Below are 26,922 nucleotides of genomic sequence, written 5' to 3'. Positions count from 1 at the left end.
ATCGCGCCATGGCAATTGCATCGGACAGTTTTACCGGGGTCGACCTCTCGCGCCTGCCCGCGCCGAGCGTGATCGAGCAGCTCGACTACGCGGCCATCCGCGCTGACGCGCTGGCGCAGTTCGCCACCTACTTCCCTGACTTCGATCCCACGCTGGAAAGCGATCCGCTGATCAAGGTGATCGAGCTGTTTGCATATCGCGAACTGCTGCTACGCCAGCGGGTGAACGATGCGGCCCGCGCGGTGATGCCCGCCTTTGCCCTGGGTGCAGATCTCGATGCACTGGCCGCGCTGCTGGGCGTGGAGCGTTTCATCATCGATCCGGGCAATCCGGCCTTGGGGATCGCGCCCACCTACGAGAGCGATGACAGCCTGCGCCGACGCATGGTGCTCGCGCCCGAGGGCTATTCGGTGGCCGGGCCGGAAGGTGCGTACATCTTCCACGCATTGTCGGCCAATTCTGACGTGCTCGATGCCTCCGCCATCAGCCCGACACCCGGCGAGGTCGTCGTGACCGTACTTTCGCGCAAAGGCGACGGGACGGCATCGGCACCGGTGCTTGCCGCGGTCGAGGCCAGGCTAACCGACAGCAGCGTTCGCCCGCTGACCGATCATGTCACCGTGCAATCGGCCCAGATCGTGCCCTTCACCATTGCCGCCAGCATCACGTTCCTTTCGGGGCCGGATCGATCGGTGGTCCTCGCCGAAGCCGGGGCGCGGCTTGCCGATCATCTGGCCAATGCCCTGCGGCTCGGCCGCGATGTTACTCGCGCGGGCATCATTGCGGCACTGCACCCGGAAGGCGTGCAGAACATCACGCTTGCCCAGCCCCCTGCCGATCTCGTGCTGACGCGCCAGCAGTGCGGCTATTGCGAGGGTGTCACCCTCACCGATGCCGGGGTCGGCGAATGACCTCGCTGCTGCCGCCCAACGCCGTCGCGCTCGAGCGCGCACTCGAACAGCTGGTCGATGCGCGGATCGGCGCCATCGATGTGCCGCTGCGCGACCTGTGGTCGGCCGAGAACTGTCCGGAGGATCTGCTACCCTGGCTCGCCTGGGCACTGTCGATCGACCAGTGGTCGTCAGACTGGCCGCTGCATATCCGCCGCGCCCGCGTTGCCAGCGCCATTGCGATCCAGAGCATCAAGGGCACCACGCAATCGGTTATTGATGTTGTCGACAGCTTCGGCGGCGCGGTGGTGGTGCGCGAATGGTTCGAGGTCGATCCGCCGGCTGCGCCGCACACCTTCAGCCTTTCGGTGTCGCTCGGCGGCCAGTCGGAAGCCGTACCCTCGCAGGAATTCATCGATGCGGTGATCGCCGAGGTGGCGCGCACCAAGCCTGCGCGCAGCCACTTCACCTTCACCACAGCGCAGAACGCGCGCGCTGCCATCGGCCTGCGCGCCGTGGCGCGGCCAATGGTGAACACCCGGATCCGGGCGATCGCCGCATGATCCCTTCCCAATCGGAGCCAGTTCAATGTCGCTGACCATGAAAGTCACCAACGCTGGCCGCGCCGCGCTGGTAAATGCCAGCAACACCGGCACTACGCCGGTGATCATTGCCGCAATCGGACTGTCCGAAACCGCAGTGGTGCCTTCCGCCACGGCGATCAGCCTGCCCGGCGAATTCAAGCGCATTGCGGGCGTCGCTGGCGATGTGGTCGCGGCGGACACGATTCACGTCAACGTCACCGATGGCGGTGAGGATACCTATGCGCTGCGTTCCTTCGCGCTCTACCTTGGCGATGGCACCCTGTTCGCGATCTATGGCCAGACCGACCCGTTCCTCGAGAAGACCGCGCAGAGCATCGCGGCCATCTCGATCGATGCGATCTTCGCCGATATCGACGCCGCCCTTCTGACCTTCGGCGATGCCAATTTCCTCAACCCGCCCGCCACGACCGAGCGCGCAGGTGTGGTCGAACTGCTGACCAGCGTGGAGGCAATCGCAGGCGCTGACACCGAGCGCGCCGCAACGGCAAAAGCGATCAAGGATGCTGTCACCGCATGGCTGGATGCGCGCTTTGGCGCGAACAATTCGGCCATCTGGCACCCCGGCAACGATGGCGCGGGCAGCGGCCTCGATGCGGACTTGCTGGACGGGAAGCAGGCGGCTGCTTTCGTGCTCGGGGCAAATTACACTGCCGCCGACATTCTCGCCAGGCTGCGCACGGTAGATGGTGCGGGATCGGGTATGGATTCCGACCTGCTCGATGGGCAGCACGGCAGCTTCTACACAAACATCGCCGCGCGCCTTGGCTATACACCAGCCAACAGGGCGGGAGACACCTTTAGCGGCGATATTGCGGTGGCGAAGACCAGCGGCGGGGCAGCAATCTCAGCGCACCGCGTGGGCTTGGTGAACGCACGCATCGTTTCGCAGGATGACGGCAACGTCGTGTTCTACACCGACCGCGGTAGCGGTTCTGTGCCGATATGGGGTATCGCGAGCAACTCCGGGCCGTTCGGATTCAACGTCCCGATAACAATCCTGGGCGCAACTGCATGGCACGCTGGCAACGACGGCGCAGGCAGTGGTCTGGACGCGGACCTGCTCCACGGCACCTCCGGTTCGCTGTTTCTCGCGATGGGTCGGCAAATGGGAGGCGACATCACGCTTGCGCGCAGCGGACCGTCAAACGATGCGTTCGGCGGCCTGGAACTGCGAGAGGCTGGCTTTGTCGGCAACTCGCAGAGTGCCGAAACCTATGCGCCGGGCCTGAATTTCCATTGGGGAGGCAGGGGGGCCGGTCGTATCTACTACGATGCCCTGAACCGGTTCGTGTTTGCTGCGCAAGGCGACATTACCAACCAGCGTCGCGATATTATCGTGGGCAATGTCCACATGACCGGGAATGCTTTCTCCAACGGAAATATGCTCTGGCACGTCGGCAATGACGGCGCAGGTAGTGGGTTGGACGCGGACCTGCTGGACGGATTGCACGGGTCGGACTTTTTGCGAGACATCGGCTCCAGCCAAAGCACGAATGGCCGCCTCTGGCTGTCGAACGGCATGCTTTTGCAATGGGTGAACGTCTCCTGCTCAGCCAGCGGCACATCAAATTTCAGCTGGCCAGTTGCGTTCCCCAATGCCGTGTTCGCGGCGGTGCCGGGCGGGCGGCAGGGGCTCGGCTATTCCGGATCCTACTCTGCCTATCTGTCCAATATCTCCACCGCTGGAGGAAGAGCCTACGGCAACAACGGCGGCGGCTCTTCATCGACCGTCTGCATCATCGCGATCGGCAACTGAGGGCAAGTTACCATGTTCTATGCAGCGTCAACCAACGGGTTCTACGATCCGGCTTTTCATGGCGATGCCATCCCCGACGATGCCGTCGCCATCACGCAAGCGCTTCACGCCCGGCTGCTCGCCGGGCAAAGCGAGGGTGCCACGATCATGCCTGACAACGATGGCAGGCCCACCCTGCGCCGCCCCCCGGCGGCCGAGCGACGGGCCGCACTGCACGAGGCGATCAAGAGCGAAGCAGGCCGAAGGATTGTGCAGATCAGCCCGCTCTGGCGACAGAGCAACGACCAGCGCGAACCGAGTGAAGAAGGCGCGCGCCGGTTCGAGCGGATCGATGCCATCCGGGCCGCGAGCGACCGGATCGGCGAGCTGCTCGATGAGACCAGCGCCGCCGATCTCGATGCCTTCATGATCGAAGGCAGCCCGCTCTGGCCCGAATTCGACTGACACCTTCCGCAACAAGGACCGTCCGCATGAAGATCACTATCGGCAAATTCGACAGCGCAACCGGCACCGTGCTGGTGACCTTCGACCATGAAGGCATTACCCATCGGCGCCCGGTCAACGCCTGCCTCACCGAGAATGGCGGTTACGACAAGACAGCGACCGCAGCACGGGTCGATGACGTGGCGCGCGGCGTCGAGCACAAGATTGCAATTGGGCTCTTCGCCGAGCCACCTGAGGCGAATGCTGCGCCGTAGCCGAGCGACTGTAGTTGGGCCGATTGCAGACGGTCCGGTTTCGGTTCGGCAGCTGATTGAAGCGGACTATCATCCGCAATTTCAAAATTCGTAGGTCTCGTAACCTCGACACTACCGCCGCTACCTCTGACTTGACTTTCAGCGCACTTGATCTGCGGGTCTGCGCGTTCGAAGCAATAGTCAGGGACTAGGCCAGAGATCGCAACGATCCTCGTTCGGGCAGCGGCTGCTGCATCGCTTGTAAACTGTGTCAAGCTTGTTGCGCGTCACCGAGATTTCGGACATGATCCGCCGATTTAAGCTTGCCCGCAGCCCCCCATCCACGCGGTCGTAGGCGCAAAGCGACGGGTTTCCTTCGACGCGATACAGCCCGTTCATTTCGGCGACCGCCGAATAGAATTCAAGATTCCGATTCGCCTGAACATCCAGTCCCCAGCGAATTTTCTCGAGCGCGGTCATCGTGAAATTGCCCATGACAGGGTTGCCACTGACCCACAGGCTGCCGCACGAACCGACCTGCGGGCAGTTGTCGCCGATCGTCCGGATGAAGAACCCGAACCGCTCAAGACTGTTGTTCGAGGACACCTCCAAGTCGTGTCCCACGCTTCGCAGCTGGTTGAAACCGAAGGACTTAAGCTTGGCATTGCGATGGATTCTCAGCTCGCCGCCTATCGCCTGGAGGTTGCGCAACTGGATCGGAGCATCGAGGCCGTCGCCATTCGTGCCGCTCGACTGATCGACGCCGAGCTCGCGGTTTTCATCCAGCACGAAGTTTCCCGCGACGATCTTGAGCCGCCGCAGGTCGATCTCCCGGGCATTGGTCTTTACGATTTCGACATTGCCCGTCACCTCGGAGAGGAACGGCAACGCAACGAAATCGGCCTTGTCGAGATTGCTGATGACGACATTGCCGTCGACCCTTTCGAGTCGCTGCAACAGGACCCGCGGTAGTTCGGGCGCGTTGATCAGCAGGTCGCCGTGAATCTCCCTAAACCCGCTGCGCTTGAAGCGTTGGTAATCTTCGTCGGCGTCGTCGCCAATAATTTCGACATCGCCGACATGCACACCATCGTGGCTTGCCGCCGGATCGAGGTTTTCGACGCAGCGCACGTGCCCTGAACCCCCGCCCTGCAGCAGGCGACCATGTCGTTCGTCCAAGTACCACCATTCGTAGGGAGAGGCGCTACCCGGATCGCTCGGAAAATCGCTCATCGTGACGCGCGGTTCCTCCTCGCCGAACAGCGACCTGTCGATATAGGAGCCGTCGCGCTCGACGACGTCGACGATCGACATCGCCTCGCGCGCAGACGGCAGCCGCCAGTGCTTGCCTCCATCAGTGCGCGCGGCACACCAGTCGGTCGCTTCGGCGAAGGTCTGGTGCGGGGCGGTTTTCTTGAGCCAGCGCAGGCCTGAGGCGGTGTCGTGAACCCAGCCACCCTCGTCGGTAAAGTGCCGTTCGGGTACCTCGCGCGGGACGAGGAAGGTGGAGCTGACACACAGCGCTACGTTTTTCGGCGTGCGCGCGAAATCGGGAATGATCGCGGTTTCGCGATACAAATATCCGTCCTCGCCGGTCCATACGAAGAAACCATCCTCGTCATAGTCGTCCGCCGGAGACATGGTCCAGAAATTGCCCTCTGCTACCGCCCCCAACTCCGGCACGTTTAGCCGGCTTGATCGCGGTGCTTCCCAATCCCACAGAGTCATGAGTTCAGACCTGGTCGGCAGCCGGTAATGCGCCGGCCCCAGCACCCTACGACAAATGCCCTGCGCTGTCCGGATTTCGGCAGGCTCGGGAAGGTGATCCTCCGACACCACGACCCACTCCAGCCCGGTGTTGAGATCGGCAACATACCTGGGGTTGATTTTGACCTTCAGCTTCGGCCTGTCTGATACCGGACGGCGCGTGCTGTCGCGGGTTCCCGTCCAGGTCCATTCGTAATGCGGCGGCATCGGCGCCGGCCGGAAAGTATGGTCGACCAATGCGGCATAAAGGTCCAGTCGCCGCGGCCCGGCGCGTTCGTTTTTCGATTCGATCAGTGGCCCGGTATATTGAAGCCGGTTGGCGATGAATTCAGTCGACGCGTCGGGAAAGGCGGCGCGCATGATTGCTGCAGCGCCGGCGACGTGGGGGGAGGCCTGGCTGGTCCCCTGCATCGTATGCCCGCCGGCCGTAATGAAGCTACCCGGCGCAACCATGAAAGCGTTGGCCCAGGCGTTCGAAAAATCCATTTCCTTGTCGAGAGTGTCTCCCGCATCGCCCGTTGCGCCGACGCGCACCGACAGCGGAGAACACGCCGGGGTCGGCATCCGGTCAGAGAGGAAGTCGTTGCTAGTCGAGGTCGCGACGACGATCCCGTTGTAGCGTGCGTATCTGATCGCTGCGGCGATCGGGTCGTTGTAGCACGGCCCCGTACTCTCGGTTCCCGGTACGCTGATGCTCATGTTGATCGCCGCGATATTGTAGGTGTCGCGATTTTCGACTGCCCATTGCACCGCTTCTGCAATCATCGAGGAATCAGTGGCCGGGCCGATGACGTCGCCGCCGATAACCTTGGTGTTACGCGCCACCGACAGGACGATCGCGGATACATTCGTACCGTGAAACGTACCGTCTTCCGCCCGCCCGTCGTCGGGGCCGAATTCGACCATCGCCGCGACCCGGCACTCCGGCGAGGTCAGAGTACGGCAGTTGAAGAAGGGGTTGCGCCAGTCGATCCCGGTATCGAGGACCAGCACACTGGTGCCGATGCCGGGATTCGGACCGACGAGGTCGGAAAGGCGCATCGCTTCGACATGGTTGATGATCGGCAGGCTTTCGGTCGCGTCAGTGCGGATCGGCCGCGGGCTATCGAACCCTTTCACTTGTGGGTGCGTCTCAATTGCCTGTAGCGCTTCCAGCGACGGTGCGCCCAGCACCATAGTCGGAAGATCGGGTTGGTCGGAGATCAGTTCGACCCCTAGTGGCCGGACCGTGGCGAGTACAGCGTCCTTGCGATCGACTAGGGAAGCGCGTGCAAGTGCCTCGCCGTCCCGCGCATCGTCGACTGTCACGATCCGGATGAAAACGTATTTGAACGGGTGCGTTTCGGTGAAAGTCTTGCCGACCGAAACTGTCAGTTGCGTTTGTCCGACCTTACCCGGGGCAATGGCCGCAACGATCCGTTTCTTATCCTGTGATAGGATTTCTAGCTGATCATCGGCGAGCACGAGTGTGGCTGGCTTGTCGAGATTATCGCCCTCTATTGAAATTTCGCCGCCACCTTCCGGCACACTGTAAAGCGGAACGATACGGTCAATTTCGGGATTGCAAGCGACGAGAAAACCGGCATAAAAAACCGCCACGAGTAGTCTCGTCAGGTTCGAGAAGTTCATCCGCGCAACCCCCATTGCTTGAATATGCTTCAACCTACATGGTTGGAAGTACTTGTAAAGTCGGTGTCGGTACCGGGCGGTCGTTGTGGCGCCAGTTTCACAATCGCGGGACCGAAGGGATTCTTCCGAAAATTCCTTTCCAGCCTGATTTGTCAACGGCATGGAAGAAAGCGCCTGCCGCTGCAAGGAATTGACGGAGAGATTTCCCTGATGACATTTCTGTTCTAGTGCAGACCAAGTATTACGTCCGAGTTGTAATTGCGGAGGAACTTCAATGTCCCGTTGCCGAATTCTAGCATTCAAACATCCCCGATGAGCGCCCCCGCACCTTGCCCGCTCTTACTTCTACGATCGGCTGGTCTTGAGAAATCTCCATAAGACGGGATTGACCCGTTCGGCCCTCCTAGTCATGAACAATTGCTGTCCGCAACTACAAGCACACTTTGCCGAATGATCACAGTCAAGGCCGTGCCCAAGCTAGTCAGTTCCGACCACCTCCCTGATCGTTTCAAACTCCACTCCCAACTAGACCGTCAGAATAAATGGATCTGGGGCGAGTGCTGAACTTTCTTGTGTCACCTGAACGAATGGCAGGGGCTGAGAGCAGGCCGCTAGTGATCGTACGGCCGAAACTGGGGTGCAAAGCAGCTATCGGACCTGCTTCGGCTAAACGGCAGCTTTCGGGCCAAGACGCAGACCTCTCCAATGACCGAGATGGGGCGCAAAGCCGTCATCGGCGGAAGCTATATCACTGGACCACGCGGCCATCACCGCCGCTTGTTATGGCCCACACTACAAGCGCACGCCGTGGCTGCCCTGCCCCGCTAGCGCGATGCTGCGGCCATGGAAGAAAGCGACATCCACGGCCGCATCGGCGACCTGATCCGCCTGGGCACGATCAATAGCGTCGATCTTGCTGCGGCAACGGCTGTCTTCCGCGCCGGTGACCTGACTTCTCCGCCCCTGCCCTGGCTTGAATGGGCAGGCGCTTTTCGCTCCTGGTCCCCACCCTCCGCTGGCGAGCAGGTGCTGTTGCTGTGCCCAGAGGCAGACATCGCTGCTGGCGTGATCGTGCGCGGGCTCTATTCCTCGGCCGCCCCGGCGCCCGCAAGCGACGCCTCGCACCAGATCCACGGCGCGGCCGGCCTGGTGATCACGCTTACCGAAGATGGCCTCACGATCACCGCGCCGGGTGATGTGACGATCGAGGGAAATGTTGCAATCACCGGCCATGTCTCGATTGAGGGCGATGCGAGCGTCACTGGCACGATGACCGCCGAAACCGACGTGGTCGGCGCGAGCGTCAGCCTGAAGGATCACAAGCACGGCGGCGTCGCTGCTGGCTCGGCGCTTACGGGCAAGCCGCAATGACCGGCATGAGCAAACAGACCGGCGCCGCACTGACCGGCGAAGCGCATATCGCGCAGTCGATCGCCGATATCCTCACTACGCCGATCGGCACCCGCCTGATGCTGCGCGACTATGGCTCGCGCCTGTTCGAGCTGGTCGACGCGCCGCTCAGCGCTGCCACGCGCCTGCTGTTCATTGCTGCCATCGCCGGGGCGCTGCGCCGGTGGGAGCCGCGTCTGCAGCTCGAGAAGGTGGCACTCGCCGTCGATGGCGCTGGCCGGGTCACCGCCTCGCTGACCGGGCGGCGCACCGACGTTCCGGCCAATCAGCGGCTGCAGCTTTCGATCCCGCTCTAACTACCGACTTCACCAGAAAGGCCCGAGGCATGCCCTACTATCACGGAATCACGGTCAACGAGATCAGCGCGGGCGCGCGCCCGATCGCCGATGTCGCCACCTCGGTGATCGGCCTGGTCGCCACCGCCAGCGATGCCGACGCTGCGGTGTTCCCGCTCGATACCCCGGTGCTGCTCTCCGATGTCAGCCGCGCGATCGGCAAGGCTGGCTCCACCGGCACACTGGCGAAGGTGCTCACTGCCATTGCCGATCAGGCGAGCCCGCCGGTGATCGTGGTTCGCGTCGAGGAAGGCGCGGACGCCGACGCGACCGACACCAACGTGATCGGCACCGTAACCGCCGAAGGCACGCGCACCGGGCTGCAGGCGCTGCTCGATGCGGAATCGCTGCTGGGCCTGCGCCCGCGTATCATTGGCGCGCCGGGGCATGATAGCCAGGCCGTTACCACCAAGCTTGCAGCCATTGCCCGTGAGCTGCGTGCCTTCGCCTATGCGGCTGCCGTGGGCGACACCGTTGCCGAGGTGACCGGCTATCGCCAGAACTTCGCCGCGCGTGAGCTGATGCTGATCTGGCCCGAGTTCAGTGATTTCCCCGGCAGCGCAGTGGCGCGCGCCATGGGGCTGCGCGCCCGGATCGATACCGAGACGGGCTGGCACAAGTCGCTGAGCAACGTGGCCATCGATGGCGTAACCGGCATCGATCGCGGCATCAGCTTCTCGATCCTCGCCAGCGAAACCACCGACGCCGGGATCCTCAACGATGCCGAGGTCACCACCCTCGCCCGGCTCGACGGTTTCCGCTTCTGGGGCAACCGCACCTGCAGCGACGAACCGCTGTTTGCCTTCGAGACAGCAGTGCGCACCGCGCAGGTGCTGCAGGATACGATCGCGGAAGGGCTCACCTGGGCGATCGACAAGCCGATCACCAAGGGCCTGATCCGCGACATCCTCGAAACCATCAACGCCAAGTTCCGCGCGCTGCTGGCGCAGGGCCGGATCATCGGGGCCGAGGCGATCTTCCGCGACAGCGATAACCCTCCGGCCGACATCGCCGCCGGCAAGCTGGTGTTCGATTACAGCTTCACGCCCTGCGCTCCGGCCGAGGCGATCACGCTCAACCAGCGGATCACCGACAGCTTCTACGCCCAGCTGCTCGCCGCCTGACCGGGCCGCCCGTGCCCTTCCCTCTCACTGGAGTAAGTCTCGATGGCCCTGCCTTCCAAGCTCAAGAACATGACCCTTTCCAACGATGGCGTGAGCTATCTCGGCCTTTGCCCCGAGGTTTCGATCCCGAAGCTGGCGCGCAAGTTCGAAGGTTACCGCGGCGGCGGCATGGATGCCGAGGTTCAGATCGACATGGGTGGCGAAACCATCGAGTTCGAGTGGAAGGCCGGCGGCCTAATCGAGCAGATCTTCGGCCAGTTCGGCGCCACCACCCATGACGCCCTGCTGCTGCGCTGGATCGGTGCCTATCAGGACGATGCGAGCGGCCAATACAAGTCGGTCGAGATCGTGGTGCGTGGCCGCCATCAGGAGATCGACCCCGGCACCGGCAAGCCCGGCGATGATACCGAGCAGACCATCAAGACGATCTGCAGCTACTACAAGCTGATCGTCGATGGCCGCGTGCTGATCGAGAAGGACGAGATGAACCTCCTCTTCATCGTGAACGGCATCGATCGCCTTGCCGCCCAGCGCGCGGCGCTCGGCATCTGACCTCTGCCCATTCCAGCTTCGCCCCGGCGTGCATCGAGCGGACGCGCCGGGGCGGAGAACCGATCCGCTCAACCTCGAAGGAACACCGATGACCGACAAGTCCGCTCCTGAAGCTGCGCAGGCCGCCGCACCGAATGCCAAGCTTTCCGACTCGATCACTCTGGCCGAGCCTATCGTGCGCGGTGAGACCAGCATCACCGAACTCGTGCTGCGCAAACCCAAGGCGGGCGAGCTGCGCGGGCTCTCGATTCAGGAGCTGATGAACGCGCGCGCCACGGCCACGCTCGACCTGTTGCCGCGCATCACGATGCCGCCGATCACCCAGCCCGAAGCCGACGCGCTCGAGCCTGAGGATCTGGCCGCCTGCTCAGGAGCGATCATCGATTTTTTTCTGACCCCGGCGGATCGGACCCAGATGAAGAAGATGTTGCGAGCCTGATCGCCGACATTGCGGCGGTGTTCCACTGGCCGCTGGGCGAGCTGCTCGCGCTGGAAATTGACGACCTGATCCACTGGCACACGCTGGCCGTGGATCGCTGGAACCAGATGAACAAGGCGAAGGACCGATGAGCAGCCAGAATCTCCGCCTCCTCGTCTCCTTCGCCAGTTCGGATCGGCTGTCGGGCTCGCTGAAGAACATCGTCGGACTCGGCCAGAGCGGCAGCGAGAAGCTGTCGGCGATGAAGCGCGAGGCGCGCCAGCTCGACAAGGAGCTGCGCGACGTGCGGGCTGAAACCTCGCGCGCCACAGGCAATGTCACGGCGCTGATGAACCGCGAGCGCGACTTGGCGCGCCAGATTGAACACACCAACGACCGCATGGAGCGGCAGACCCGGCTGCCGGAAATCAACGCGCGAGCCGATGCCATGCGCAGTCGCGGCGAGGATCTGCGCAATTCCGGCACCGGCAATATCATGACCGGCGTCGCGATGGCCGCGCCCGCCGTGCTGGCAGCCAAGCATGCGATGACCTTCGAAAGCGCCATGGCCGATGTGCGCAAGGTCGTGAATTTCGAAACGCCGCAGCAGTTCAAGCAGATGAGCGAGGACATCCTCGACCTCTCAACGAAGATCCCGATGTCGAGCGAAGGCCTTGCCCAGATTGTCGCTGCCGCCGGGCGCGCCGGTGTCGCCCGCAAGGAACTGCTCACTTTCGCCGACGATGCAGCCCAGATGGGCATCGCCTTCGACAGCACGGCCGAAGATGCCGGCGCCATGATGGCCAAGTGGCGCACCGCCTTCGGTATGGGCCAGGACGATGTCCGTTCGCTCGCCGACCAGATCAACGCGCTGACCAACACCTACGGCGGCAACGTGGGCGCAATTGCGGGGATCACCACCCGCATCGGCGCGCTCGGCGATGTGGCAGGGCTTGCCGCCCCACAGATTGCCGCCATGGGCCAGGTGATGAATGCGGTCGGCGTCGAAGAGGAAATCTCCGCGACCGGCATCAAGAACATGATGCTGGCCATGACCAAGGGCACCGCGGCGACCAAGGCCCAGCAAAAGGCCTTCGCCGCGCTGGGGCTCGATGCGGAGGGCGTCGCCGAAGCGATGCAGAACGATGCCGGCGGCGCGATCACCGATCTACTGGGGCGACTGCAGAAGCTGCCCGAGGGTCAGCGCGCGGCCACCCTCACCCAGCTGTTCGGATCGGAAAGCGTGGCCGCGATCGCGCCCCTGCTGACCAACCTCGAGCAGCTGGAAAAGAACTTCGCGCTGGTGGGCGATGAGGCGCAATACGCAGGCTCGATGCAGAAGGAATACCTCACCCGCATCGCCACCACCGAAGGCGCGACCGGGCTGGCAGTCAACGCGCTCAAGGCCGTCAACGTCACCTTGGGAACGATGCTGCTGCCGACGATCTCGGCCGCGTCCGAAAAGATCGTCTGGCTAGCGAATACCGTGCGCGATTGGGCGGGAGAACATCCTGGCCTCGCGAAGGGCCTGCTGATGGCTTGGACAGCGGCGGCGGGGCTTGTCACCGGGGTTGGCGCGTTGAAGGTCGTGCTGGGGCTCGCGCTTGGCCCGTTCTCCACCATCTTCCGGCTGGTCGGGACCAATGGGCCGATGCTGGTGCGCACCTTCGGGATGATGCGCACCGCGGCCCTGTTCCTCGGCAAGGGTTTCTTGCGCGCCGGGGCGATGATGCTGGCAAACCCGATTGTTCTGATCATTGCGGCAATTGTCGCCGCCGTCGCCTTCGCGGGCTACATGATCTACAAGCATTGGGACACGATTTCGGCCGCGTTCCAGACCGGGGTATCCTGGGTCAAAGAGAAGATCTCGGGCCTGCCCGACTGGCTGAAAAACATCGGCGCAATGATGATGACCGGCCTGCTCAGCGCCATCAATCCGCTGGCACTGGCCGAGCGCCTGCTCAGCGTCGCGCGCCTCGGCGTCAAGGCCTTCAAGGATTACTTCGGCATCAGGAGCCCTTCGCGGCTCATGATCAGCATGGGCGGCTATCTCAACGAAGGGCTGGCGCGCGGCATCGATGGCACCAGCGGCGCGCCGGTGCGCGCTGCGCGATCAATGGCGCGCGGGGTGGCAGGCGCCAGCCTTGCCAGTGCCTCGCTTGCCATGGCGGCAGGCGGCAGTGGCGGAACGACAGGCGGCCCTGTCACCGTGAACGCGCCGATCACCATTCACGCCGCCACCGGGCAGAGCCCGCAGGACATCGCCCAGGCCGTCGCGACCGAGCTGGAGCGCCGCGCCGCCGCCGCCCGCCGCTCCTCATTGCGGGATTTCTGACCATGCTGATGGCGCTGGACATGTTCGCCTTCGAGATCGGCACCCTGCCCTTCACCGCGCTGCAGCACGCGTGCGAATGGCGCCATGCCCAGTCAGAGCGGTTCGCCGCGCGCCCGGCCGCGCAGTTCATCGGCCCCGGCGCGGAAACGATCGAGCTTACCGGCGCGCTCTGGCCCGGCGAGAACATCGGCGCCTATTCCTCGCTCGCCACCATCCGTGACATGGCCGACAAGGGCGATGCCTATGTGCTCGTCGCGGGCACCGGCGAGGTGCTGGGCGATTTCTTCATCCGCAAGCTCGACCTGCGCCAGGAGCTGTTCTTCGTCGACGGAGCACCGCGCAAAGGCGATTTCGCGCTCACGCTGGAGCGCGCCGATGGCTGAGCCGGTTAAGATGCCCGTCGCGGCCTGGAAGGTGACGCTCGATGGCCGCGATCTCACCGACACGCTCGCCCCGATCCTGATCGCGATCACCATCACCGAGAAGCGCGGGGACGAGGCCGACCAGCTCGACATCACGCTGAGCGATGCCGATGGCCTGATCGAGATCCCCCGAAAGGGCGCCACGCTGAAGGTGCAGCTGGGCTGGAAACAGGGCACTGGCCTGCCGATCGGCCTGATCGACAAGGGCACCTACGTGGTCGACGAGGTGACCTGGCGCGGCAATCCTGACACCATCTCCATCACCGCCCGCTCGGCCGACATGACTGACGCGCTGCGCGTGCGGCGCGAACGCAGCTTCGTCGATCAAAGCGTGAAGACCATCGTCGAGACCATCGCCGCCGCCAATGGGCTGGCCGCCAAGGTCGATGCCAATCTCGGCGCGAAGATCGTTCCTGCTCTGGGCCACGGCGCAAAGAGCGATGCCGCCCTGCTGAAGGCTTTGGGCGACCGGTTCGACGCAGTGGCCACGATCAAGGCCGCCACGCTGATCTTCGCCGCCATCGGCAGCGGGCGCACCGCTGGTGGCTCTGAGCTGCCGGTCGAAATGTTGACGCGCTCGGACACCGACGGCAGCGGCGAATATTCTCGCGTCGATCAGAACGACCGCGCGGGAGTGACCGCGCGCTGGCACAACCGCGAGACCGGCACCCGCGAGACGGTGACCATCGGTGGCAAGGGCGAAGGCCGCCCGGTGCGGCTGCGCCAGGTCTATGCCAGCGAAGCCGATGCGCGGCAGGCCGCCATCGCCGAGAACAGCCGCCTATCGCGGCAGCTCGCTAAGATGACGATCAAGCTGTGCTTTGGTCGACCAGACATCTTCCCTGAGCGGCCGATTGCGCTCTCCGGCTTCAAGCCCGAGATCGACGCGCGCAGGTGGATCGTCGCCGAATGCACCCACACGATGGATGGCAGCGGCGGGCTTGTCACCGGTCTCTCGCTGGAGGCTGCTTCCTGAGCATGCAAATCGGCCGAGGTGTCGATGCATGTGTCAGGCTTGGTGATCGAGATTCTCGCCTGATTGGCAAGGTCAGTAGCAATGAAGCCGCTTAAGCCACAGGACGCCTCATCGACCATGTCGGTGCTGCCAACGACATGGCCGGTCTCACCAGTGTTGCGTTGACTCGGACTTCAAGCACGACAAACTTGCTCCGCATGTGCAACCTCTACAAAAACCAGAAATCATCAGCTGAGATTGCGAGCCTGTTCGGCGTATCCCCTGAAATGCGGGCCAACTTCGCCGAGGAGGTCTATCCGGGCTATCCCGGCGCCGTGATTGCAGACAACCAGCTGCGCTCGATGGTCTGGGGTTTTCCCCTCACTCTCAAGAGCAAGAAGACGGGCCAACCCTTGAAGCCCAAGCCGGTGAATAACGCGCGCACCGACAAGCTGGATAGCTACATGTGGCGCAACAGCTTTGCGGAGCGGCGCTGCCTAATTCCCCTCACCGCCTGGGCTGAAGCGCAGGGGCCTAAGGGAGGCATGACGCGGACGTGGCTGAGCCTTCCAGATCGGGAGCTATTTGCGGTTGCAGGGATCTGGCGCGAAAGCGATGAATGGGGCGATTGCTACTCGATGGTTATGACCGATGCGAACGGGGATGCCGCGCAGGTACATAGCCGCATGCCGGTTATCCTTGAGCCCGACAGTTATGGCACATGGAAGTCTGGAAGCGTGGACGAGGCTAAGGCGCTCTGCGTACCCTACTCGGGCACACTGACGATCAATCAAACGTCAGAGTCCTGGGCGCGCAAGCGATAGATGAAATTCCGTCCCCTGCACTTCGAGCACCGGAGCGCACAGGGTAAATAGCGGAATTCGTTCCCGCCGCACTTGCGCCACAAGGCTTGCCTTAGGGTCAATCGATTGTACGGCACCATTTCGATATGAGTAACCAACGATAACCTAGTCCCGATACGAGCAAATTGCTCGTGCATCGAGTTCGCGCCAAGGCACTAGCTTATAGTGCTTCTCGTCAACTACCCGAACTTCATCATCTTGAAGCATGAGCTCGAATAGCGCCACCACGTCATCAGCCATAAATTGCGCTGCGATCGCCCGGCAACTCATGTCGGGATATTTCTGTTCGACCCAACGGATGTCCTGGGACGTCTGCACGATGCCGATTTGGTCGTTCCCGCCTTTTGCCTGAACGGGAATGACGTAGTGGCAGCCCCGCTTGTCGAGGCCCACATAGAGCTCGTCGATCTCGATCTGCCCCACGCCCTTCACGGTGGTGCGCAGGTGATTTTGAAGACTATAGGTCGTGAGGCCGAGAAAGGTATCGATCAGTCGGTTGTACCGCACGATCGCAAGCAGCGCCTGCTCGTCATCTAGCGCATACATGCGGATCAGCTCGGGGGTGGCATCGGGTATCGCGATACGAACGAGGTCGTCGCGAGGCTGCACACGGTTGGCGCTCACAAGCCTGAAACGATAGCGACCGTGACCGGCGCCTTCTATAATCCACTCCCGTCCCTCCGGTTGTGTCGCCAGGACCGAGTCCGGGAGAGGGTTCCGAAAGCGGAAAGAGTAGATTACGTCGCCAAGATTTCTTGGCAGGCCGATCCCAATCGCTGCAGCTTGCCCTTCCATTTCCGTCCGCAAAAACTCGAACTCTGCGAGACCGGCCTCGTAGTGATCAAAGAAGATCGCTTCGATCAGCTTTACATATCTACTAGCCATGGGCGCTCCTCAGCACAGCTTGCCGCGCCTCCTCGATTTCCTCCTGCTTCCGCTTCTTGGCTCCACTCTTGCGGTCACGGCGAGAATTCGGCGCCGGCACACCAAAATGGGCTGCCGCTTGGGACATATCCATCTCTAACAGCTTAGGATCGCCCAATCCGACCGTTCGTTCGGGGCGCTCCGGTGCCACTCCTAGTGCCTCGACGATCCTGCCGGCGATCGCTCTTGCCATGGGCGGTGCAACCGCGTTTCCGATCTGTCGAGCGCCGTGCCACTTAGTTGAATGCAGCCTAAACCAATCGGGAAATCCATGAAGCCGCGCCATCTCTCGGACGGTAACACAGCGGTCGTATTTATAGTGGATCGGTCTGGGGCTCGTGAACGCGCCTCTCGCGCCGTCTGTCCCTGCACGTAGTGTGTTCGAAAGCCCGTCAGGGGGAAGGCGATAGAAACGGCTGATTGGCTCGACAGTCCCTGGCATTGTTTCGCCGAAACGCCGTCGTGAGATCTCGGTGTGGTTGGTTCGGGCGCTGGATGTCAAAACACCCGGCTTCCAGTCCCGCACATACCCGAAGTGACAAGCGTCATTCGTCAAACCGCGAAGCTCGGCCGCGAAATCGCTCGGCTTCCCAAACTTCTTGGTCGCAACAGCATCGCCGGATTCTAATGCGGTGAATTTGTCGGCATCCGGCAAGTCGTCCAAGGCGTCGGAGCAGGTTGGCCCCATAGCCAAGCCTTCCACAGCCCGCTTGCCGTCCGCAGGCGATGTCGAGGCTTCGGGATACTCGGGCAGTGGCAGACCTTTCTTCGAACCGATCAGGATCAGCCGCTCGCGATGCTGCGGCACCCCGAAGTGTGCAGCGTCCAGAACTTTCCAAGGCTTCCGCACTTGGTAACCCGCCGCGTCGAAAGCCTCCACGAGTTCATCGAGGAACTGGCGGTGCTTGCCGACCGTCAGACCCTTCACGTTCTCGAATACGAAGGTCTTCGCATCTAGTTCGGCGACGATCCGGACGAAATCGAGCACGAGCCGATTGCGGGGATCTTCAAGAACGCGCTGTCCGATCATGGAGAATCCCTGACACGGCGGCCCACCGAAAACGCAATCGACCGGCCTGTTGCCGATGCCCGCAGCCAGTCGAATATCCGATCCTCTTAGCTCCGCGACCGAGCGGGGGATGACGGCAGTGTCCGGAAAATTGAACTCGTGAACTGCGCAGTGGACCGGGTCGATCTCGACTGCCGCGGCAACGTCGAAGCCAGCCTGCTCGAACCCGAGACTCAGGCCGCCCGCACCCGCAAAAAGGTCAACTCCGATTGGCCGTGACAACTCGATATTCTCCGCCAGGTTCTCTTCGCTTCGGAGATAGCGGATCAAAGGTCTCCCGTCTCGCTCCAGCTTGGAGGCTTACCCAGAAAATCGACAAGGCGCTGAGAGAGCCGGTTGCCATCGCCAAGTTCGCACTGCCAGATGGTCAATACCGACCAGCCTAGGGCTCGAAGCTCTTGCGATTTTCTCGCATCTCGTTGGCGGTTCGCCTCCAGCTTCGGCCCCCAGTATTCCAGGCGAGACTTGGGTGCTCTGCCCTTTTGACACTCGTGCCCGTGCCAGAAGCAGCCATGCACAAAAATCGCCTTCTTTTTCCCGATGAAGGCTATGTCGGGGCTTCCCGGTAAATCCTTCCGGTGGAGGCGATAGCGGTAGCCAAGGTCGGTCAGAAGTCGGCGAACGACCATCTCCGGACCTGTATTCTTGGTGCGCACAGCTTTCATGATACTGCGTCTCTGGGAGGCTGTCCGAGTGTCGGCCATTAGGAGACCTTAGCGGCCGCCGATTGAAAAGTCGCTCGACAGATTCAACAATGGCGGCGATGATTGTGGCAATTCTGCACGGTGGAAAAATCTTCAAGGTCATCTTCTGCGTTCATCATGATCGACCCAGGTGCACCGACTCATGCTTTGTGCTTCCGACACACCGCAAACAAATTGTCATTAGCTCTTTGGGAACCTTGCTGAACCATAATTGCAAAGCACCGGTCCTCCAAAACGGGAAAGTATAGAATGACCGACCCAGAATCGTCCCAGGTTGAGACAGCAAATACCACACCCGCCAAGACCTTTTTCGTGTCTATGCTCACGCGAGACATCGAGTTGGACGACGCCATTCTCGATCTTCTCGATAACTGCATCGACGGCGTAATCCGATCAGAGCCCAACGAAGGCGAAAAGCCTTACGATGGATACGAAGCCGTGCTTCGGCTTTCGCCAGAGAGATTCGAACTCGAGGACAATTGCGGCGGTATTCCTTACCAAATCGCCAAAACCAGAGCCTTTAGATTGGGTAGACCTCCAAGCACGGATCCCGCGGACGGTCATCGCACCGTGGGCGTCTATGGGATCGGGATGAAGCGCGCCATTTTCAAACTTGGAAACGACTCCAGCGTCGTGTCATATGGCGATAGGCCTTTCAGGGTCGATATCGAACCAGATTGGCTAAATTCTGATGAATGGAAGCCGCTAGAACTCCAGGCCATCGAGCTTCCGGAAGGTGCAGCTTCCGGCACAACTATTACCGTCGAGGACTTAAATCCTGGAATAGCGAGCAAACTTGGAGAAGCCGCCTGGATAGAGGATCTGCGGCAGTACATCTCCGATCACTACGCCATCATCATCAGCAAGGGCTTCTCAGTCAGAATCGAAGCTAAGGGGATTTCGAAAGACCCTATTACCCCGGCTCCCTTCTACCTCGCGGTCTCTGGCGAACTTGGTGGCGATGGCGTTCAGCCATTCGTTTACCGAGGTACATTCGAGGGGGTGACGGTTGAGGTTTATGCAGGGCTTCTGGCACCTCCGCTTCGTGAAGACGAGTTGAGTGAGCGGCAAGGTGAGCAGGAAGGAAGGTCGCAAGCGGGGTGGACCATTGCTTGCAATGATCGTGTCGTCGTATCCAAGGATCGAACCTATCTGACCGGATGGGGGACGGCAGGCGTTCCCTCATACCATGGCCAATATACGGTCGTCTCGGGCATCGCCCTGCTTTCGTCAGACAATGTAAGCGAGCTTCCTTTGACAACAACGAAACGTGGCCTCGACGCTTCGACTATCGTTTATGCCAAGCTATTGGATGTCATGCGCGAAGCCACGAAGAAATTAACGTCCTTCACAAACAGCTGGAAAACAAAGGAAGCGCGGAGGGAGCCGCTAGGTGAGGTCAAACCCTGCAGTCTCGCAATGCTTCGAGAATTCGACGGAACCAAGAGTGTGACGTCAGGTCAGTTCAAAGGATTGGAAGTTTTTCGCCCGGAACTTCCAAAGCCTCCGAGCACGAGCCGCCTTTCCCAAGTCTCATTCGCCGCTGAGAAGTCGGAAATCGATGCACTGAGGGAGTACTTCGAGGATCCGGAATTGAAAACTGGCGAGGTAGGGAGGCTCGCATTCGAGGAGGTTCTAGCTGATGCAGGGTTCGTCGCGAGATGAGCCAAGGCGCTTCTATCCCGTACCACCTTCGCACAGCAAAAACTGCTGACCGGAGCCTTTTTGTTGATCTCTTGAGGCGGATGGAGCGCTGGTGCGCGTTTGATGATCACGTCTACGTGTCCATGGGTGGTTATCCTATGGTAGACCACCATAAGGTCCACCGAGTACTCGGACTTCGCCAGCTACTGAGTTTGGAGGAAAATCACGGCACCGTGCCTCGGCAACTATTCAATCGTCCAACGAAACAATGTCGCTGCCTTGCGATGTCCATGTCTGAGTTTGTCGATAACCCACAGGCTGCGTATGCAAAAGCTGGGATTAAGGGGTGCGCCAACCACATCGTCTGGTTAGACTACACGAAGCCGGCAGAGCTACGCTCCCAGCTTGATGAATTCTCAACACTAATAAATAGCTCAGATCACTACGACATCATCCGCATCACTTTAAACGCCAATTACAAAGCGATTAAGGGTGAAAAAGAGGGCATGTCACGCGTCCAGAAACAAGAAGCACGCTTCAATTGGTTGCGCCACAACCTCGGAAACTTCCTCCCCGAAAGCGCTGCGCCGGCTGATCTTTCTGATGAAGGTTATCCAAAGCTATTGGCGAGAATGCTCCGCATTGTATCGGGAAGATCCGCTCGATCCAGCTCCAAAATCATCCCTTTGTCGATCGTGACCTATGCCGATGGTCATAAGATGCTTGCTGCAACTGTCGCCGTCGCGTCGGACGCTGAATCGGGCGAAGATGTTCGCAAAGCCGCCGGACTGGAAAATTGGCCCCTTGTCTCACAAAATTGGGACGAATTGCACGACCTGCGCATCGCAACCTTGACCGGTCGTGAGCGAGAACTTCTTGATCGCCTACTACCGACCGTACCGGCGAGAAAGGTCATTCAGGATTTGAAATTCGATCTCTTCGAAGATCGCACCAGAGAGCAAACCGCAGCTTACCTCGAAAAATACGGCAACCTTCTACGATTTTATCCGAATTTCGTCTCGCTCGATTAGAGCGAGGCAATATTGGGCAGAAGAGAGATTTAAGAGTTTTCTGTGTCGCTTCGTAAGCAGACCATCGCTAACGCGGACACTGGAGAGAGCAGAATAAACCAAGCGGCGATTAGGCTCGTCGGTCTACTCGCCAGACTTCTCATCTGCGCTTGGAATAGCAAAGGGAACACAACCTAGTCGGTTTGCCGGGATCACGTGCTTCTGCCCGATGGTAGCGTCAACGGCCGCCAGCGCGGGACTGTTCCAAACACCCCTCAAATCTTCCTAACGACCGCAACCACGCGCCCAAGAACCTGCATTTCGCCGTCGTAGGCGGTTGCTGTCGGTACGCTTGGATTGTCGGAGAGGATCTCTACGCCTCCGCCGGGCACTGGCCGCAGCCGTTTGATCATCCCGAACTCGGCGTATGCGATGGCCCAGATTTTGTCGCTCATGTTGAGGGTCTTCTGGGCACAGTCGATCAGCACCAGGTCGCTGTCGAGCAGCGTGGGCATCATCGAGTCCCCTGCCCCGCGAGCGAAGACCAGGTCATTCGGATCGGAGCGAGTGTATTGCCGCAACCAGTCTCGCGAGAAGTGGCGCACTTCCTCTGTCACCGGCACGTCGAGATAGGTCGATCCCATGCCGAAGCTCAGGTCCAGCTCTCGCACTGGGATCAGGCCTAGGCTCTCAGCCACCGCTTGGCTGGAAGGGGCGGGAACATACCCTTCTGTGGGGTCGTCGATCTCCCCAGTCAGATATTCGCTGGTTGTCTCAAGTGCTCTCGCAATTTTGTATAAGTGCGATGATCCAGAGCTTATGCCACTTTCGAGCTTACCGATGGTGGCCTGCGACAGCCCCACCAGCTTGGCCAGCTGGGATTGGGACAAGCCCAAGGCAGCTCTCCGCTCAGCGATTCTTTCTCCTACGCGCATAGGAGAGAAGGATTATTCCAACTGGAATTACACGATACCTTCGATTTGCTATTGACTAGATTATTCCTTTTAGAATAACTGGCCGAATGAAGACCGGAAACACGCCCTATGAAGCCCTTCGGAAAGCAACTGAGATTGCAGGAAGCCAAACCGCGTTCGCGAACATCTGCGGCGTCGGTCAGCCCGCCGTCTGGAAATGGCTTCAGTCCGCCAAAAGACTGCCCGCGGAACATGTCCTGAAGGTAGAAGCCGCCACGGGCGTCTCTCGTCATGATCTTCGCCCCGATATCTACCCTCCGGTCTCGCCGCGCTTCCTCGGCGTAGACCGGGCTGCCAGTCGCGTCTCTTTCAATCGCCTCGACGAAATGCAGGCGCCCGCCGCATGACCAAACTGCGCGAGCCCCTCACCTATCAGCACACGCTCACCCGCGTTGCAGCCCTGCTGGGCTGGGATCGCTGCGCTGCGATCTGCGGGGTCAGCACCCGGGCGGTGCGGAACTGGTCGGATCACGATTGCGAAACCGAAGTGCGCATGATCGATGCCGAACGGCTTGATCGCGCCTTCCTCGAACATGGCGGCGATCACGCCCCGTTCCAGCGGCTGTTCACCCTGCGGCTCGATATCGCCACGCGCGAAGTCACCGCCAGCGCCATGGCCAGCCTTGCCAGTGCCGCCGCCAAGGAGACCGGCGAGGCCGTTGCCGCAATGATCGATGCGGCGGCGAACTCCACTTCGGCCAGTGCTCGCCGCACGGCGCGGCGCGAGCTGGAAGAGGCGCTCGATGCGCTTAAGAACGGCATTGCCGCGCTCGATGGGCTCGACCGCGTCAGCGAGGCGGTGCTGCAATGAACATGGCTGCATCCATTCCCGCCAAAGACGAGAGGCGCGAGGATCGGCGCCCGGTGCGCTCCTACTCGAAGACTCCGGCTGTCAAATGCCCGGTGTGTGGGCAGAGGGGCCTGTGCCGCTCGTCCGAGGAAATCTCGCCGACCTATCGCCGCCTCTATTACGTCTGCTCGAACATCGAGTGCGGCATGACGTGGCAGGCCAGCCTCTCCTTCGAGAGGGTGATTTCGCCCAGCGGCGTGGGCGATGAATTTCGGCCCATGCAGGTCGATCAGGCCAAGCCGCCCGGTTTCGACTTTGGGCAGATGCCGCCCTGATTTCCCGCCGCGGTGTCCTCCATGCCGCGGCACCCCCCGAGGGCGGGCGTAACGCGACCCACCGCCCGCCCTCATCCGCTCCCTGACAACCCCGCGCTCCGGCTCTCTTCCGGATGCGCCCGAGCTTTGCCCGAAAGGCACGTGAGGTTTCCGATGCCCTACTCAGTCACCGAAAGGCAGCGCGACGCTCTGCTGTTCCTGCACGATTTTCACACCGCGCGCGGGCGAATGCCATCACGCGCCGAATTGGCGGCTAGCCTCGGCCTCAAGTCGAAGTCGAACGCACATGAGGTGATTGTCGACCTTGAAGAACGAGGTTGGATTGCACGCGATCGTGGCGGCAACATCTCGCTGCTCACCGCTCGCCCGAACTGGCGCAATCGCTACGGCATCGCGCTGGGCTATTCCATCGCGCCCGAACAGACGCCCGGCGAATACCTGCGCAAATGCCGCGTTGCTGCCGGGAAGAGCATTGCCGAATGCGCCGCGCAGATTGCGGCCATCCACGCCGACCGCGTCCACGCCGCCGAGGATCTTGCCGCGCTCGAGAGCAATCAGCCCGGCGACTATGGTCGGCTGACACGCCAGCTTAAGGAGCGCGCGGTCTTCCCATTCGATTTCGCGACCTTCGCAAGCCTCGCCGCGGCGACCTGCGATCCTTCGCTCGATGAGCTGGAGGCTGCGTGATGCTTGTCGCAATCGTCCTCGCCTTTGGGTTCGGCGTAATCTCCGGGTTCGCGATCCTCGTCGTGTGGCGCTCGGGTCTCGAAGCTCTCGCCAAGTGGCGCGCGATCCGCGCCGAGCTGCTCCTCATCGACAACCGCCCGGCCAAGATGCCGCAGGCTGCGCTGTGGAGGCTGCAGCGATGAACCCGCTCCGCTTCGTCCCGATCGATGCAGGCGCTCGCAACGGCAAGCATCATCTGCTGCGCGACACCGAAGGGCATCAGCACGCGGGCCGCTACCAACCCGACGTCGGATTCACCTATTCGGGTGGTCTGCGGATCCCGGCCAGGATCACCCACTATGCCGCGCGGAACGCCAGCTGATGGCAATTCACCCGCCTTACCTCCCCGTCACCCCAACCTTCATCGCCACCGCGATCGCGCTGGCCAAGCATTACTAGGAGACCATTCAATGGCTGAAGCCACCGACGACCGCCTGCGCCTGCTGATCGAGCGCATCGAACGCCTCGAAGAAGAGAAGAAGGGCATCGGCGACGATATCCGCGACATCTACGGCGAAGCCAAAGCGGTGGGCTACGATCCCAAGATCATCCGTCAGGTCGTGCGCCTGCGGAAGATGGACCCGAACGACCGCTCCGAGATGGAGATGGTGCTCGACACTTACAAAGCCGCGCTGGGGCTCGGCTAATGCGCGCGCTCCGTACCCCCATCACGCTCGAACAGCGTCGCCGCCGCCAGCGCTTCTGGGAGCACGCCCGCCAACTGACCCTGATGGCGGCACTCGCAACCGCATTGCTTATCGGCATGATCGTAGGAGCATCGTCATGAGCGAACACCTTCTCGACATCGCCGAAGTCGAACGCCGCGTGGGAATCAAGCGAGCGGCGATCTACAAGCGGATCAGAACGGGTAACTTCCCTCGCCAAGTGCGCCTGATCGGTGTGCGTAAATCGCTCTGGAAGTCGTCAGAAATCGCCAAATGGGTGGATAGTCAGCTGATCTGTTGAGCCCTTTTTTGCCTCAGATGGGGGCACTAGCAGGGGCACTGAGTTGGCCTCTCACTTTTTTATAACGGTGTATCAGATGTTTACTCGCAACCTCATAAGCCTGCAGCCGGCACCACACCCCTCGCTTGACTGCGATTCGACGAGGCAAGATAACTGCCCGATGCTGTCGCAGAAAACCCGCTATGCGATCCGTGCAATGCAGGATCTGGCCGACCGTTACGGCCAGGGCCCCGTGCAGCTGGCCGAGATCGCCGAGCGGCAGAATATCCCGCCCAAGTTTCTCACCGTTATCCTGTCCGAGCTTACCCGCTTCGGGCTGGTCGATTCGCAGCGCGGGCGCGACGGGGGCTACTGGTTGGCCATCGCGCCGGTGGACATAAGCTATGGCGACCTGATTCGTATCATGCGCGGATCGCTTGCACTGGTCCCCTGCGCCAGCCGCTTCGCGCATGAGAAATGCAAGAATTGCGTGGCCGAGGGCGATTGCCGAACACGCGCGCTGATGTTGGAGGTGCGCGACCGCACCGCCGAATTGCTCGATGCGGTCAAGCTGTCCGACCCGATCGCGCTTGTCCCGGCCGATCACGAAACATCCGAATAATCTCCGCGGACCGATAGCAACAAAACCTCGGCTTTCGAGCGCCAAGCAAAATGTTTGCGCTCCGCCATATTCTCAACTTATTTGATAGAGAATAAAGCGTGGTGACAGCGAGCCTGCGCGGGCAGGACGCCCTTCCGGAGAGCATTGCCATGTTCGACTTCGCAAGTATCACTATCTACCACCTGCTGCCTTTCATCGCGGTGGGCTTTGCCGCGCAAATGATCGACGGCGCACTGGGGATGGCTTTTGGCGTCATCTCGCAGACCTTGCTGGTCGCGGTGCTGGGGATGCCACCCGCCGCTGCCTCCGCCAGCGTCCACTTGGTCGAGATGTTTACCACCGGTGCATCGGGTGCGAGCCATATCTGGCAACGCAATATCGACTGGGGCCTGTTTCGCCGCCTTGTGCCGTTCGGAATCGTGGGCGGGGTCTGCGGGGCCTATCTGCTGTCCAGCATCGATGCCTCGGTCGCCCGGCCGTTCGTGATGATCTATCTTGCCGCCATTGGCGTTTATCTGCTCGCCAAAGCGATTCGCCAGCCCTCGCCCAAGGTTCAAGACCCGCAGTATACTGCCCCGCTGGCCACAGCGGGCGGGTTTCTCGATGCGGCCGGTGGCGGTGGCTGGGGGCCGGTGGTCACCTCCAACCTGCTGGTGCAAGGCAGCGATCCGCGCAAGACCATCGGCACGGTGAACTCAGCCGAGTTCCTGATAACGACGGCGATCTCGGTTGCCTTCATAGCCACCATCGGGCTCGAAGCCTTCACCGTGGCAACCGTGGGCCTGATCATCGGCGGGGTGGTCGCCGCGCCGTTCGGGGCGATCTTCGCGCGCCGGATCAAGCCGCGCTACCTGCTACTGGCGGTGTCTATCGTGCTGATCGTGACCAGCGCCTACAACGTCTACAAAGCTTGGCCGCTATTCTGAACGCTAACCCCGACCGCGATAGGAGGCCACGCCCTGATCGGGCAGAAACAGCCCCTCGGGCGGGGTGCCGCTTTGCCAGAAGACGTCGATCGGAATGCCGCCGCGCGGATACCAATATCCACCGATGCGCAGCCATCGCGGCGACATTTCAGCAAACAGGCGCTCGCCGATGCCCACGGTCACATCCTCGTGGAACCCGCAATGGTTGCGGAAACTGCCGAGGAACAGCTTAAGGCTCTTCGATTCCACGATGGTCTCACCCGGCGCATAGTCGATCACCAGATGGGCGAAATCGGGCTGGCCGGTCACCGGGCACAGCGAGGTGAATTCGGGCGCGGCGAAACGCACCATGTAAAGCGCCTGCGGGCGCGGATTGGGCACGTAGTCGAGCACGGCCTCTTCGGGAGAGGCGGGCAGGCTGCTGGTCTGGCCAAGGTGCAGAGGGGTTGCATTGTCGCTCATGAAAAATGCGATGCCTCCGTTTGCGCGCGCGGGCAAGTGCGGCGTTTACGGCC

Annotated in this window: 34 protein-coding genes; 28 read left to right on the top strand and 6 right to left on the bottom strand. The window is 61.5% G+C overall.

Annotation, left to right across the window (positions count from 1 at the left end):
- Positions 1–14: 14 nt before the first annotated feature.
- From E0473_RS12225 to E0473_RS12205, 5 genes are read left to right on the top strand one after another with little or no spacing between them, the layout of a single operon-like run.
- The gene (locus E0473_RS12225) at positions 15–911 is read left to right on the top strand and encodes a baseplate assembly protein (protein ID WP_137681513.1); all 897 of its coding nucleotides are present in this window, start codon (positions 15–17) and stop codon (positions 909–911) included.
- Positions 908–1,453: a phage tail protein I gene (locus tag E0473_RS12220; protein WP_137681172.1), complete on the top strand. Its 546-nt coding sequence runs from the start codon at positions 908–910 to the stop codon at positions 1,451–1,453. Before E0473_RS12225 ends, E0473_RS12220 begins: the two co-directional genes overlap by 4 nt.
- A gap of 25 nt (positions 1,454–1,478) precedes the next feature.
- Positions 1,479–3,251 (top strand): gp53-like domain-containing protein, encoded by a 1,773-nt coding sequence (locus E0473_RS12215; protein ID WP_137681171.1) that lies wholly within the window; start codon positions 1,479–1,481, stop codon positions 3,249–3,251.
- 12 nt (positions 3,252–3,263) lie between these two features.
- The gene (locus tag E0473_RS12210) at positions 3,264–3,695 is read left to right on the top strand and encodes a hypothetical protein (protein WP_137681170.1); all 432 of its coding nucleotides are present in this window, start codon (positions 3,264–3,266) and stop codon (positions 3,693–3,695) included.
- A 26-nt stretch (positions 3,696–3,721) separates the two neighbouring features.
- Complete coding sequence (locus E0473_RS12205) at positions 3,722–3,949, top strand: hypothetical protein (RefSeq protein WP_137681169.1); 228 nt, start codon at positions 3,722–3,724, stop codon at positions 3,947–3,949.
- A 180-nt stretch (positions 3,950–4,129) separates the two neighbouring features.
- Here the strand turns inward: E0473_RS12205 and E0473_RS12200 are convergent, their stop codons facing one another.
- The gene (locus tag E0473_RS12200; protein WP_161981587.1) at positions 4,130–7,324 is read right to left on the bottom strand and encodes an Lcl domain-containing protein; all 3,195 of its coding nucleotides are present in this window, start codon (positions 7,322–7,324) and stop codon (positions 4,130–4,132) included.
- Positions 7,325–8,167: 843 nt separating this feature from the next.
- Here E0473_RS12200 and E0473_RS12195 point away from each other — a divergent pair.
- From E0473_RS12195 to E0473_RS12150, 10 genes are all read left to right on the top strand, one after another.
- Complete coding sequence (locus tag E0473_RS12195) at positions 8,168–8,695, top strand: phage baseplate assembly protein V (protein ID WP_137681167.1); 528 nt, start codon at positions 8,168–8,170, stop codon at positions 8,693–8,695.
- Positions 8,696–8,700: 5 nt separating this feature from the next.
- The gene (locus E0473_RS12190; RefSeq protein ID WP_241657492.1) at positions 8,701–9,030 is read left to right on the top strand and encodes a GPW/gp25 family protein; all 330 of its coding nucleotides are present in this window, start codon (positions 8,701–8,703) and stop codon (positions 9,028–9,030) included.
- 29 nt (positions 9,031–9,059) lie between these two features.
- Positions 9,060–10,193: a phage tail sheath subtilisin-like domain-containing protein gene (locus E0473_RS12185; RefSeq protein ID WP_137681165.1), complete on the top strand. Its 1,134-nt coding sequence runs from the start codon at positions 9,060–9,062 to the stop codon at positions 10,191–10,193.
- Between the two features lie 42 nt (positions 10,194–10,235).
- A complete protein-coding gene (locus tag E0473_RS12180) occupies positions 10,236–10,745 on the top strand; it encodes a phage major tail tube protein (protein WP_137681164.1) in 510 nt (169 codons plus the stop codon).
- 88 nt (positions 10,746–10,833) lie between these two features.
- Positions 10,834–11,184 carry a phage tail assembly protein gene (locus E0473_RS12175; protein ID WP_137681163.1) on the top strand — a complete coding sequence of 117 codons (351 nt, stop codon included), beginning with the start codon at positions 10,834–10,836 and terminating at the stop codon, positions 11,182–11,184.
- On the top strand, positions 11,109–11,315 hold the full coding sequence (locus E0473_RS12170; RefSeq protein ID WP_421721792.1) for a GpE family phage tail protein: 207 nt from the start codon (positions 11,109–11,111) through the stop codon (positions 11,313–11,315). Before E0473_RS12175 ends, E0473_RS12170 begins: the two co-directional genes overlap by 76 nt.
- Positions 11,312–13,498, top strand: a complete 2,187-nt coding sequence (locus E0473_RS12165) for a phage tail tape measure protein (protein WP_137681161.1) — start codon at positions 11,312–11,314, stop codon at positions 13,496–13,498. Before E0473_RS12170 ends, E0473_RS12165 begins: the two co-directional genes overlap by 4 nt.
- A 2-nt stretch (positions 13,499–13,500) precedes the next feature.
- Positions 13,501–13,881 (top strand): phage tail protein, encoded by a 381-nt coding sequence (locus E0473_RS12160; protein ID WP_137681160.1) that lies wholly within the window; start codon positions 13,501–13,503, stop codon positions 13,879–13,881.
- A complete protein-coding gene (locus E0473_RS12155) occupies positions 13,874–14,896 on the top strand; it encodes a contractile injection system protein, VgrG/Pvc8 family (RefSeq protein ID WP_137681159.1) in 1,023 nt (340 codons plus the stop codon). Before E0473_RS12160 ends, E0473_RS12155 begins: the two co-directional genes overlap by 8 nt.
- A gap of 197 nt (positions 14,897–15,093) precedes the next feature.
- Complete coding sequence (locus tag E0473_RS12150) at positions 15,094–15,699, top strand: SOS response-associated peptidase (RefSeq protein ID WP_137681158.1); 606 nt, start codon at positions 15,094–15,096, stop codon at positions 15,697–15,699.
- Positions 15,700–15,843: 144 nt separating this feature from the next.
- Here E0473_RS12150 and E0473_RS12145 read toward each other — a convergent pair whose 3' ends face one another.
- From E0473_RS12145 to E0473_RS12135, 3 genes are read right to left on the bottom strand one after another with little or no spacing between them, the layout of a single operon-like run.
- The gene (locus E0473_RS12145) at positions 15,844–16,623 is read right to left on the bottom strand and encodes an endonuclease (RefSeq protein WP_137681157.1); all 780 of its coding nucleotides are present in this window, start codon (positions 16,621–16,623) and stop codon (positions 15,844–15,846) included.
- Positions 16,616–18,001, bottom strand: coding sequence for a DNA cytosine methyltransferase (locus tag E0473_RS12140; RefSeq protein WP_241657490.1), 1,386 nt, complete (start codon positions 17,999–18,001; stop codon positions 16,616–16,618). The genes E0473_RS12145 and E0473_RS12140 overlap by 8 nt, the downstream gene beginning before the upstream one ends.
- The gene (locus E0473_RS12135) at positions 17,998–18,435 is read right to left on the bottom strand and encodes a very short patch repair endonuclease (protein ID WP_137681156.1); all 438 of its coding nucleotides are present in this window, start codon (positions 18,433–18,435) and stop codon (positions 17,998–18,000) included. The genes E0473_RS12140 and E0473_RS12135 overlap by 4 nt, the downstream gene beginning before the upstream one ends.
- Positions 18,436–18,684: 249 nt before the next feature.
- Between E0473_RS12135 and E0473_RS12130 the strand changes: the two genes are divergently transcribed.
- Together E0473_RS12130 and E0473_RS12125 are read left to right on the top strand one after the other, a co-directional pair.
- The gene (locus E0473_RS12130) at positions 18,685–20,100 is read left to right on the top strand and encodes an ATP-binding protein (protein WP_137681155.1); all 1,416 of its coding nucleotides are present in this window, start codon (positions 18,685–18,687) and stop codon (positions 20,098–20,100) included.
- Positions 20,097–21,110 (top strand): O-methyltransferase, encoded by a 1,014-nt coding sequence (locus E0473_RS12125; protein WP_338325096.1) that lies wholly within the window; start codon positions 20,097–20,099, stop codon positions 21,108–21,110. Before E0473_RS12130 ends, E0473_RS12125 begins: the two co-directional genes overlap by 4 nt.
- A gap of 254 nt (positions 21,111–21,364) precedes the next feature.
- On the opposite strand, the gene E0473_RS12120 is transcribed toward E0473_RS12125, so the two are convergent.
- Positions 21,365–22,024 carry an XRE family transcriptional regulator gene (locus tag E0473_RS12120; protein WP_137681153.1) on the bottom strand — a complete coding sequence of 220 codons (660 nt, stop codon included), beginning with the start codon at positions 22,022–22,024 and terminating at the stop codon, positions 21,365–21,367.
- 86 nt (positions 22,025–22,110) lie between these two features.
- Here E0473_RS12120 and E0473_RS12115 point away from each other — a divergent pair, with 86 nt between their 5' ends.
- From E0473_RS12115 to E0473_RS12070, 11 genes are all read left to right on the top strand, one after another.
- Positions 22,111–22,410: a transcriptional regulator gene (locus E0473_RS12115; protein WP_137681152.1), complete on the top strand. Its 300-nt coding sequence runs from the start codon at positions 22,111–22,113 to the stop codon at positions 22,408–22,410.
- Positions 22,407–22,874: a hypothetical protein gene (locus tag E0473_RS12110; RefSeq protein ID WP_137681151.1), complete on the top strand. Its 468-nt coding sequence runs from the start codon at positions 22,407–22,409 to the stop codon at positions 22,872–22,874. Before E0473_RS12115 ends, E0473_RS12110 begins: the two co-directional genes overlap by 4 nt.
- Positions 22,871–23,188, top strand: coding sequence for an Ogr/Delta-like zinc finger protein (locus tag E0473_RS12105; RefSeq protein ID WP_137681150.1), 318 nt, complete (start codon positions 22,871–22,873; stop codon positions 23,186–23,188). The genes E0473_RS12110 and E0473_RS12105 overlap by 4 nt, the downstream gene beginning before the upstream one ends.
- Before the next feature lie 153 nt (positions 23,189–23,341).
- Positions 23,342–23,875 carry a LexA family protein gene (locus E0473_RS12100; RefSeq protein WP_161981585.1) on the top strand — a complete coding sequence of 178 codons (534 nt, stop codon included), beginning with the start codon at positions 23,342–23,344 and terminating at the stop codon, positions 23,873–23,875.
- A complete protein-coding gene (locus E0473_RS12095) occupies positions 23,872–24,057 on the top strand; it encodes a hypothetical protein (protein ID WP_137681148.1) in 186 nt (61 codons plus the stop codon). Before E0473_RS12100 ends, E0473_RS12095 begins: the two co-directional genes overlap by 4 nt.
- A complete protein-coding gene (locus E0473_RS12090; protein ID WP_137681147.1) occupies positions 24,054–24,236 on the top strand; it encodes a hypothetical protein in 183 nt (60 codons plus the stop codon). Before E0473_RS12095 ends, E0473_RS12090 begins: the two co-directional genes overlap by 4 nt.
- An 88-nt stretch (positions 24,237–24,324) precedes the next feature.
- The gene (locus E0473_RS12085; protein WP_137681146.1) at positions 24,325–24,561 is read left to right on the top strand and encodes a DUF2312 domain-containing protein; all 237 of its coding nucleotides are present in this window, start codon (positions 24,325–24,327) and stop codon (positions 24,559–24,561) included.
- Complete coding sequence (locus E0473_RS15410) at positions 24,561–24,701, top strand: hypothetical protein (RefSeq protein WP_161981584.1); 141 nt, start codon at positions 24,561–24,563, stop codon at positions 24,699–24,701. The genes E0473_RS12085 and E0473_RS15410 overlap by 1 nt, the downstream gene beginning before the upstream one ends.
- Positions 24,698–24,880 (top strand): helix-turn-helix transcriptional regulator, encoded by a 183-nt coding sequence (locus E0473_RS12080; RefSeq protein WP_137681145.1) that lies wholly within the window; start codon positions 24,698–24,700, stop codon positions 24,878–24,880. The genes E0473_RS15410 and E0473_RS12080 overlap by 4 nt, the downstream gene beginning before the upstream one ends.
- 160 nt (positions 24,881–25,040) lie before the next feature.
- Positions 25,041–25,481: an RrF2 family transcriptional regulator gene (locus E0473_RS12075; protein ID WP_137681144.1), complete on the top strand. Its 441-nt coding sequence runs from the start codon at positions 25,041–25,043 to the stop codon at positions 25,479–25,481.
- 149 nt (positions 25,482–25,630) lie between these two features.
- Positions 25,631–26,407: a sulfite exporter TauE/SafE family protein gene (locus E0473_RS12070; RefSeq protein WP_137681511.1), complete on the top strand. Its 777-nt coding sequence runs from the start codon at positions 25,631–25,633 to the stop codon at positions 26,405–26,407.
- Between the two features lie 3 nt (positions 26,408–26,410).
- On the opposite strand, the gene queF is transcribed toward E0473_RS12070, so the two are convergent.
- Positions 26,411–26,869 carry a preQ(1) synthase gene (gene queF, locus E0473_RS12065; protein ID WP_137681143.1) on the bottom strand — a complete coding sequence of 153 codons (459 nt, stop codon included), beginning with the start codon at positions 26,867–26,869 and terminating at the stop codon, positions 26,411–26,413.
- Between the last annotated feature and the right edge of the window lie 53 nt (positions 26,870–26,922).

Origin of the sequence: Aurantiacibacter suaedae (assembly GCF_005434915.1) — a bacterium.
Classification (GTDB): Bacteria; Pseudomonadota; Alphaproteobacteria; order Sphingomonadales; family Sphingomonadaceae; genus Alteraurantiacibacter; species Alteraurantiacibacter suaedae.
This window is presented reverse-complemented; position numbering and strand designations above follow the sequence as displayed.